The organism is Streptomyces cahuitamycinicus (genome assembly GCF_002891435.1).
Taxonomy (GTDB): domain Bacteria; phylum Actinomycetota; class Actinomycetes; order Streptomycetales; family Streptomycetaceae; genus Streptomyces; species Streptomyces cahuitamycinicus.
In genome coordinates this window covers 1-8,804 of sequence record NZ_POUC01000343.1, presented here as the reverse complement: position 1 = coordinate 8,804, position 8,804 = coordinate 1, and the positions used below count along the sequence as shown (strand labels likewise).

Sequence of the window (8,804 nt, the reverse complement as noted above, 5' to 3'; positions counted from 1 at the left end):
ACGCGAACACATCCGCCACGAACCCGGCTAACTCCGCCCGCAGGCCCTCCACTTGCCGCATATCCATACACCCACCGTGCCCCCGACGAGACACAACAGGCAAACACACCTAACGGAGTCCTACTAGTGCTGTGACCGGAATGGTTTGCCGGAAAGCTTGCGGCGTCCGGTGCGGTGCATCGCAAGGCGGAGCATCGCCCGCGTACTGGACGTACTCGGGTGATGCGACAACGCGGCGAGGTGCCGTGCCGGGCGTCGCAAGCCGGTGAACCTTTCCGGTCGCAGCACTAGCGTGGCCGTCGGCGGCAGGTCGTCGTGGGACGCCTGGCTGGTGAGCGGTGCCTGCGGTGTCGCCGGTCTGCTCGCCCTGCACTCCGCCGTGCCCAACGGGGCCGGGCGGCTGGGGAGCCTGCTGGAGACGTTTCTGCCGTGGCTGGGGCTGGCCGTGCCCGTGCTCGGCTGCGTCGCCCTGATCGCGCGGTCGAGGGCGGGGCTGCTCGCCTGCCTGGCGCCCGGGGCCGTGTGGCTCTGGATGTTCGGCGGGGTGTGGTTCTCCTCGCCTCCGGGCTCCTACGACCTGACCGTCGTCCAGCACAACGTGGCCGACGACAACGCCGACCCCGCCGGCACCGCCCGGGCCCTGCTGGCCACGCGCGCCGGCCTGATCGCCGTGGAGGAGCTGACGCCCGCCGCGCAGCCCGCCTACCAGGGTGTCCTGGGCGCCTCCCATCCGCATCGGGCGGTCCGCGGGACGGTAGGGCTCTGGTCGGCGTATCCGCTCTCGGACGTGCGGCCCGTGGACATCCGGCCCGAGGGCTTCCCGGCGAGCTGGCAGCGGGCCCTGCGGGCGACGGTGTCCGCCCCCGGCGGCAGAATCGCGGTGTACGTGGTCCATCTGCCGTCCGTGCGCCTGGGCCCGACGGGGCTCGCCTCGGCGGCCCGGGACGAGAGCGCGGCCCTGCTCGGTGCCAGGATCGCCGCCGACCCGGCGGGCCGGCTGCTGGTGGTGGGCGACCTCAACGGCACGGTCCGGGACCGTGGCCTCGCCCCGCTCACCTCCCGGCTGCACGCTCCGCCCACGGGGTTCGCGTTCAGCTGGCCGGCCGGCCTGCCGGTGGCGAGGATCGACCAGGTGCTGGGGCGAGGGGTCGAGGTGGCGGAGGTGACGGCGCTGGAGGCGACCGGGAGCGACCACCTTCCGGTGCTGGGCCGCCTGCTCCTGCGGTAGCCGGCAGGGGTGCGCCGGGCCCGTCGCGGGGAGAATCGGGGTAGGGCCAGCCTCGCAGGGAGGTCTTCCATGCCGCTCCGCTCAGGAAAGGTGCCACGGGACGCCGTGCACCATCCGCTGTTCGCCCGCTGCTACGCCCGGGCCAGTGTGGCCGCCGAGACCCGTATGGGCGTGGGCCGCATACGCGAGAGACTGCTCGGCGGGCTGTCCGGGCGGGTGATCGAGATCGGCGCGGGCAACGGGCTGAACTTCGCGCACTACCCGGGCACCGTCGCGGAGGTCGTCGCCATCGAGCCGGAGCGGCGGCTGCGGCATCTGGCCGTGGAGGCCGCGCTGCGCGCCGGGGTGCCGGTGGACGTCGTGCCGGGCGCGGCCGAGGCGCTGCCGGTCAAGAGCGAGGGCTTCGACGCGGCGGTGGTGTCGCTGGTGCTGTGCAGTGTGCGGGACGTGCCCCGGGCGCTCGGGGAGCTGCGGCGGGTGCTGCGGCCGGGCGGCGAGGTGCGGTTCTTCGAGCACGGCCGGGGCGGCGGCCGTGCGATGACCTTCACGCAGCACGCACTGGACCGGACGGTGTGGCCGGTGCTGAGCGGGGGCTGCCATGTGGCGCGGGAGCCGGTCCGGGCGCTGCGGGACGCCGGGTTCGAGCTCGGTCCCTACCGGCGGGTGCTCATGCCGGAACAGGGGCCGGCGCTGCCCACCTCGTACTGCGTGCTCGGCACGGCGTGGCGCCCGACCGAGGGGTTGGAACTGCTCACCGAGGAGTGCGCACAACGCTGAGTCAGCGGTGAGTCACAGGCTCCACCGCGCAGTTCCCGCTCGATGTCCCGGACGGACGCCTCGCCGCTCTTGACCAGCCGGGCGAGGTCGCGGACCTGCTCGGGCGAGGTGACGGCCTTGAGGCCGCTGGCGACGAGGTACGCGTAGGCGACGGCGGAGGCGAACAGGGCGTTGGAGCCTCCAGGGCGGGACGTGCAGGAGGAGCTGGAGCAGGGCGGCGGCACGGGCGTGCGGGCTGTCGTAGACGGGGACGGCGAATATGGCGGCCTGATGGCGGGCGGCGACAAGGGCGGAGTCCGACCCGCGGAGGATACCGAGTGTGGGCCGGGTCACATTACCCTCGGGCAGGACCATGAGGTCCTGACGTCCACCCAGAGGAGGCGGTCTTGTCCACACCTGCTGCGGAGCACGCTCCCGGCCTCGCGCCGGCCGACGGGATCGCGGCCCGCGCCCGCGGTCTCACCAAGGCGTACGGCTCGGGCGAGACGACCGTACTGGCACTCGACTCGGTGGACGTGGACGTCGTCCGGGGCCGGTTCACCGCGGTGATGGGCCCGTCGGGCTCCGGGAAATCCACGTTGATGCACTGTCTGGCGGGCCTCGACACCGTCTCGGCCGGTCAGGTGTGGCTGGGCGACACGGAGATCACGGGGCTGAGGGAGCGCGAGCTGACACGGCTGCGCCGCGACCGGATCGGCTTCATGTTCCAGTCGTTCAACCTCATCCCGACCCTGAACGCGCTGGAGAACATCACGCTGCCCATGGACATCGCGGGCCGGAAGCCCGACGGGGCATGGCTGGACCGGGTGATCGACACCCTGGGTCTGCGGGACCGGCTCGCGCACCGCCCGTCTCAGCTCTCCGGCGGGCAGCAGCAGCGCGTGGCCTGCGCGCGGGCGCTGGCCTCCCGGCCGGAGCTGATCTTCGCGGACGAGCCGACCGGCAACCTCGACTCGCGCGCCGGCCTGGAGGTGCTCGGCTTCCTGCGCGAGGCGGTGGACCAGCTCGGGCAGACCGTCGTCATGGTCACCCACGACCCGGGCGCGGCCGCCCACTCGGACCTGGTGCTCTTCCTCGGGGACGGCCGGATCGTCGACGAGATGCGGCGCCCCACGGCGGAGGCGGTACTGGAGCGGATGAAGAGGTTCGACGTGATCCGCAGCCGGTACGAGGACGCCCCGGCGTCGTCCGAGGAGAACTGAGCCCGTGCTCAAGGCGACCCTGCGGAGCTTCCTGGCGCACAAGGGGCGGCTGCTGCTCTCCGCGCTCGCCGTCCTGCTCTCCGTCGCGTTCGTCACGGGAAGCCTGATCTTCTCGGACACCGTCAGCCGCACGTTCGACCGGCTGTTCGCCTCGACCGCGGCGGATGTCACGATCAGCCCGAAGGAGGACCTCGACGAGGCGGTGCCCTCCGGCCGGACGGCCACCCTGCCGGCCTCGCTCACCGAACGGGTCCGGCGGCAGGTCGACGGAGTCGCGGCGGCCCGCGCCGATGTGAAGGTGAACGGCCTCACGGTCGTCGACGAGAAGAACCAGCCGGTGGGCCCGACCACCGGGGCACCGACGCTCGGCAACGCCTGGAGCCCGAACGAGCGCAGCCCGGTGGAGCTGAGCTCGGGCCACGCCCCGCGCGGTCCCGCCCAGGCCCTGATCGACTCCGAGACCGCCGACCGCAAGGACGTGCGCATCGGCGACGCCCTCACGGTCATCGCGCCCCCCGGGTCGTTCGAGGTCCGGGTGGTCGGCATCGTCACGTTCAGGACCACGAACCCCGGCTCCGCGCAGCTCTACTTCGACACCGCCACCGCCCAGACGAAGCTGCTGGGCCGGCCGGGGACGGCCACCGGCATCTCGGTCGACGCGGCTCAGGGCGTCGGCGACGACCAGCTCAAGCGGCGCGTGGCCGGCGCGCTCGGTGCCCACACCTACGACTTCAGGACGGCCGACGAACAGGCCGAGTCGGACGTCGAGCAGCTCGGCGGGTTCCTCGACGTGATCAAGTACGTGATGCTCGGCTTCGCCGGGATCGCCGTGCTCGTCGGCGTGTTCCTGATCGTCAACACCTTCTCCATGCTCATCGCCCAGCGCACCCGCGAACTGGGCCTGCTGCGCGCGCTGGGCGCCGACCGGCGCCAGGTCCGTGCCTCGGTTCTCACCGAGGCCCTGCTGCTCGGCCTGGTCGGCTCCACCCTGGGGCTCGCCGCCGGCATCGGGCTCGCGGCCGGGCTGATCGAGCTGATGGGTCTGCTCGGCATGAACATCGACACCGACGAGATGGAGATCGGCTGGGTGACACCGGTGGCGGCGTACGTCGTCGGGCTCGGCGTCACGTTCGTCGCCGCGTACCTCCCGGCGCGGCGGGCCGCGGGCGTCTCACCCATGGCCGCGCTCTCGGACGCCGAGGTCGCCGGAGTGGGCCGGCCGCTGCGGGCGCGTGCGGTGGCGGGCGCGATCGTCGGGGCGGCCGGTGCGGCGGCGCTCGCGGGCTGCGCGGTGTCGCGGCAGACCTCGTCGGCGGCGTCCCTGCTGGGGCTCGGTGTGGTGCTCACCCTCATCGCGACCGTGATCGCCGGGCCCCTGCTGGTGCGGCCGGTGATCCGGGTGCTGGGCGCGGCCTTCCCCGCGCTGTTCGGGTCGATCGGCCGGATGAGTCAGCGCAACGCCCTGCGCAACCCCCGCCGTACCGGGGCCACCGCCGCGGCCCTGATGGTGGGGATCGCCCTGGTGGGCGGGATGTCGGTGGCGAGCGAGTCGATGACCGCGTCGTTCGACCGGCAGATCGACAAGACGCTGGGCGCCGACTTCGTGGTCCAGAACAGCAACTTCCAGCCGTTCCCGCAGGAGGTCACCGACAAGGTGCGCGGCACCGACGGCGTGGGTCTCGTCGTGCGCGGGCGGTTCACACCGGTCGCGGTGCGGCTCCCGGACGGCGACCGTGTGGAGACCACCGCCGCGGGCTACGGCCCCCGGCTCGACGAGGTCGCCAACGTCACCTACGCACAGGGTGACTCCGCGGCCGCGCTCGCGAGCGGGCACCTGGCCATGGACCGGGACTTCGCACGCGACCACGGCGTGCGGGTGGGCAGCGCCCTCCCCGTGGAGTTCCCGGGCGGGCGCTCTGCCGAGCTGACGGTCGGCGCGCTCACCGACCAGGACGCCGCCGAGGGGTTCGGCACCCAGGGCGGGCTGTTCTTCGGACTGGGCACCCTGGAGCGGTACGCGCCGGGCGGGCAGGACTCCGCGCTGTACGTCAACGCCGCGGGCGGCACGGGCGACCGCGACCTGCGCGCGAACCTGGAGGAGATGCTGGATCCGTACCCGCAGGTGCAGGTGCGCGACCTGGCCGACTACAAGCGGCTGGTCCACGACCAGATCGCCGTCCTGCTGTACCTCGTGTACGCGCTGCTGGGGCTGGCGATCATCATCGCGGTGCTGGGCGTGGTCAACACCCTGGCGTTGTCGGTCGTCGAACGCACCCGGGAGATCGGGCTGTTGCGGGCGATCGGGCTGGCCCGGCGGCAGCTGCGGCGGATGATCCGGCTGGAGTCGGTGGTGATCGCCGTGTTCGGCGCGGTCCTCGGGCTCGCCCTGGGGCTGCTGTGGGGTGTGTGCACGCAGCAGGTGCTGGCGCTCCAGGGGATGACGGCCCTGGCGATCCCGTGGCTGACGATCGTGCTGGTGGTGGTCGGCTCGGTGGTGGTCGGGATCGTGGCGGCGCTGCTGCCGGCGCTGCGCGCGTCCCGCATGAACGTGCTGGCGGCCATCGCGCACGAGTGATGGAATCGCGGGGTACTCAACTGGCTTGCGTGTGGGGAGAGTTCATGCCGCGTCCGTTCCGCTTCGGGGTCAATCTGATCGAGCCGGCGTCCGTAGAGGAGTGGCGCGCCAAGTGCCGCCGGGCCGAGGAGCTGGGTTACGACGTGATCCTCGTGCCCGACCATCTGGGCATGCCCGCGCCCTTCCCGGCGCTGGTCGCGGCGGCCCAGGCGACCGAGCGCCCGAGGGTCGGCACCTTCACGCTCAACGCGGGTTTCTGGAACCCGACGTTGCTGGCCCGTGAGGTGGCCACGGCGGACGCGCTGACGGGTGGTCGCCTGGAACTCGGGCTGGGCACCGGCTATGTGCGGGGGGAGCACGAGACGGCCGGGCTGCCGTTCGGCTCGCCCGGCGAGCGGGTGGACCATCTGCGACGCACCGTCGAGGAGTTGGGGCGACTGCTCGATTCGGGAGAGCACCGGCCGCAGACGGTGCAGCGGCCGCGGGTGCCGCTGCTGATCGGTGGGAACGGCGACCGGATGCTGCGGCTGAGCGCCGAGCACGCGGACATCGCGGCGTTCACCGGGGCACGTACGGCTGCGGGCAGCACCACCGGGCAGCTGACGCCGATCACCGCGGACGAGCTCGAAGAACGCGTGGCGCGGTACCTGAGGTTCGCCGAGCACCGTGAGGTACCGCCCGAGCTGAACCTGCTGGTGCAGATGGTGATCGGCACCGAGGACCGCGAGGCCGCGGTGCGGCCGTTCCTGGAACATGTTCCGGGCATGACGGTCGATCAGGTGCTGCGCCTTCCCGTCTGCCTGGTCGGCACCCTCGACGAACTGGCGGAGCAGGTCCTCGCCCGGCGCGAGCGCTACGGCTTCACGTATCTGACCGTCCTGGAGCCCTGCATGGAGGTGTTCGCACCGGTCATGGCGCGGGTGCGCGGGGCCTGACGTCCGTATGGTGAAATGCCGCGCCGCGGCTCGCCGTGCGTGCTGTGATCGCCCCATGACCACCTTGCGTATCCGGGCCGCGACGCCCGACGACCTCGACGCCGTGCTGGCGTTCTGGAAGGTCGCCGCCGAAGGCACGAGCATCAGTGACGACCGCGGCGGCGTGGAGCGACTGGTCGCACGCGACCCCGAGGCGCTGCTCCTGGCCATGACGGTCCCCCCTGCTCGAGCGGGTTCGAGCGCTCGGGAGAGGGACGGTGAGCTGGCGGGCACGGTGATCGCGGGGTTCGACGGCTGGCGATGCCATCTCTACCGGCTGGCCGTGCACCCGGACCTGCGCCGTCGGGGCATCGCCTCCGCGCTGCTCGCCGCAGCGGAGGAACGTTTCGTCCGGCTCGGCGGGCGCCGCGCCGACGCGATGGTGCTCACGCGCAACGAGACCGCGCACCGGACGTGGAGTGCCGCCGGCTACGGGCCCGAGGAGCGGTGGCGGCGCTGGGTGAAGCCCCTCACCGACTAGGAGCGTCCGCGAAGTCGCGTCGCCCGCCCCGAGGGGCGGGCCCAGGGACGGAGGCGTCCCCGAACTCCCGCCGTACGGCCCGGGGGGGGCGAGCCCGGGACGGAGGCGTCCCCGAACTCGCGTCGTACGGCCCGAGGGGCGGGCCCGAGACGAGGCGTCCCCGAACTCGCGTCGTACGGCCCGGGGGCGGGCCCGGGGCGTCCGGTGTGTGCCCTCGGCGTGCCGGGCCTCGTGGGGCGTCGGGGCTTTGCGGACACCCCGCAGGTCTGCCGCGGCGCGCGGTCAGGCTCCGCCCAGGGCTCGGGCCACGAGCCGCTGGGCGTAGGCGGCGTCGAGGCCCGCCGGGCGGAAGAGGATGCGGTACATCAGGGGCGCGACGACCTCGTCGATGACCGTCTCGACGTCGGGTGCCCGCTCGCCGCGCCCGGTCGCGCGGGTGAGGATGACGTCGATCTGCTCGGCGGCGTATGCCGAGCACCGGCCGGCGTTGCCGCCGTCCGGGTCGCCGAGCAGGGCGTCGCGGATGTAGGCACGGCCGGTGGGCGAGGCCATCTCGTCGAGGAACTGCTCGGCCCAGGCCGTCAGGTCGGCCGGCAGGGCGCCGTGGTCCCCGGGGGTGGTGTCGGGCCGCAGTCGCTCGACCGCGACGTCCGACAACAGCGTCTGCAGGTCACCCCAGCGGCGGTAGACCGTCGACGGGGTCACGCCGGCGCGCTGGGCGATCAACGGGACGGTCAGGGCGTCCCGGCCCCGCTCCGCGGCCAGTTCGCGCACGGCGGCGTGCACCGACGCCTGGACCCGGGCGCTGCGTCCGCCGGGACGCACCATCTGCCTGCTCATGCCGGTCACCCTAGAGCCGGTGCGTCGCGTCCGGCGCGGGCGCTGCGGGGGCGAGCTCGCAGGCGGGCCGGGTCTGCTCGTAGGCGTGGCCGGCCCGAAGGAGCAGGCTCTCTTCGAGCGGCCGTCCCATGAGTTGCATGCCGATCGGGAGGCCGGCCGTGTCGTGGCCGACCGGCACGGTCAGGGACGGCACTCCGGTGATGTTGGCCGGGGCGGAGAGCCGTACAAAGGCGTCGGACACGCCCTCGACGGTACCGTCGGCCCAGGTGATGGTCTCCTGCCCGGCCTCGACCGCGGTGGCCGGGAGGGTGGGGGCGGCGATCAGGTCGACGTCGCGCAGCATGCGCGTCCATTCCTGCCCCATGAGGGTGCGGGCACGCTGCGCGCGCAGATGGTCCCCGGCGGGCATCAGTTCGCCGGCCTCCAGCAGGACGCGGACGTCGGCCTGGTACAGCTCCGGGACCGTGCGCAGGGTGGCCTCGTGATAGGCGGTGGCCTCGGGAACCATCAGGCCCCACTGGGTGGCCTGGATGTAGCGGGTCATGGGGATGTCGACCTCGACGAGGCGTGCGCCGAGGGCCTGCAGTGAGCCGATCGCGTGCCGAACGGCGGCTTCCACCTCCGCGTCGACGTGGTCGAAGTAGTAGGTGCGCGGCACGCCGATCCGCACCCCGGTCAGGTCCGTGCCGGGGCCCGGCCGGTAGTTCACGGGCGATGCGGCCAGGGA

Annotated in this window: 8 protein-coding genes and 1 pseudogene; 6 read left to right on the top strand and 3 right to left on the bottom strand. The window is 73.2% G+C overall.

Features of this window, described 5'->3' with window-relative positions; all coding sequences use genetic code 11:
* Positions 1-292 precede the first annotated feature (292 nt).
* Positions 293-1,228: an endonuclease/exonuclease/phosphatase family protein gene (locus C1J00_RS32285; protein WP_102912527.1), complete on the top strand. Its 936-nt coding sequence runs from the start codon at positions 293-295 to the stop codon at positions 1,226-1,228.
* A 69-nt stretch (positions 1,229-1,297) separates the two neighbouring features.
* Positions 1,298-2,005 carry a class I SAM-dependent methyltransferase gene (locus C1J00_RS32280; RefSeq protein ID WP_102912526.1) on the top strand — a complete coding sequence of 236 codons (708 nt, stop codon included), beginning with the start codon at positions 1,298-1,300 and terminating at the stop codon, positions 2,003-2,005.
* A 12-nt stretch (positions 2,006-2,017) separates the two neighbouring features.
* Here the strand turns inward: C1J00_RS32280 and C1J00_RS47215 are convergent.
* A pseudogene (locus C1J00_RS47215) lies at positions 2,018-2,359 on the bottom strand (fic family toxin-antitoxin system, toxin component).
* A 32-nt stretch (positions 2,360-2,391) separates the two neighbouring features.
* Here C1J00_RS47215 and C1J00_RS32270 point away from each other — a divergent pair.
* Genes C1J00_RS32270 through C1J00_RS32255 form a run of 4 tightly spaced genes read left to right on the top strand, consistent with a single transcriptional unit; the run spans position 2,392 to position 7,237 of the window.
* Positions 2,392-3,207: an ABC transporter ATP-binding protein gene (locus tag C1J00_RS32270; protein WP_102912525.1), complete on the top strand. Its 816-nt coding sequence runs from the start codon at positions 2,392-2,394 to the stop codon at positions 3,205-3,207.
* Positions 3,208-3,211: 4 nt separating this feature from the next.
* On the top strand, positions 3,212-5,782 hold the full coding sequence (locus C1J00_RS32265) for an ABC transporter permease (protein ID WP_102912524.1): 2,571 nt from the start codon (positions 3,212-3,214) through the stop codon (positions 5,780-5,782).
* Between the two features lie 44 nt (positions 5,783-5,826).
* Positions 5,827-6,717 carry an LLM class F420-dependent oxidoreductase gene (locus tag C1J00_RS32260; RefSeq protein WP_102912523.1) on the top strand — a complete coding sequence of 297 codons (891 nt, stop codon included), beginning with the start codon at positions 5,827-5,829 and terminating at the stop codon, positions 6,715-6,717.
* A gap of 55 nt (positions 6,718-6,772) precedes the next feature.
* Positions 6,773-7,237: a GNAT family N-acetyltransferase gene (locus C1J00_RS32255; protein WP_102912522.1), complete on the top strand. Its 465-nt coding sequence runs from the start codon at positions 6,773-6,775 to the stop codon at positions 7,235-7,237.
* Between the two features lie 282 nt (positions 7,238-7,519).
* Here the strand turns inward: C1J00_RS32255 and C1J00_RS32250 are convergent, their stop codons facing one another.
* Together C1J00_RS32250 and C1J00_RS32245 are read right to left on the bottom strand one after the other, a co-directional pair.
* Positions 7,520-8,077 (bottom strand): TetR/AcrR family transcriptional regulator, encoded by a 558-nt coding sequence (locus C1J00_RS32250; protein WP_102912528.1) that lies wholly within the window; start codon positions 8,075-8,077, stop codon positions 7,520-7,522.
* Positions 8,078-8,087: 10 nt separating this feature from the next.
* The coding region (locus tag C1J00_RS32245) for an amidase (RefSeq protein WP_245936584.1) at positions 8,088-8,804 on the bottom strand (717 nt) is incomplete at its 5' end.

Bases quoted from the DNA above. Each gene is read 5' to 3' on its own strand.
- C1J00_RS32280 (WP_102912526.1), top strand. From the start codon at position 1,298: ATGCCGCTCCGCTCAGGAAAGGTGCCACGGGACGCCGTGCACCATCCG.
- C1J00_RS32260 (WP_102912523.1), top strand. From the start codon at position 5,827: ATGCCGCGTCCGTTCCGCTTCGGGGTCAATCTGATCGAGCCGGCGTCC.
- C1J00_RS32250 (WP_102912528.1), bottom strand. From the start codon at position 8,077: ATGAGCAGGCAGATGGTGCGTCCCGGCGGACGCAGCGCCCGGGTCCAG.
- C1J00_RS32255 (WP_102912522.1), top strand. From the start codon at position 6,773: ATGACCACCTTGCGTATCCGGGCCGCGACGCCCGACGACCTCGACGCC.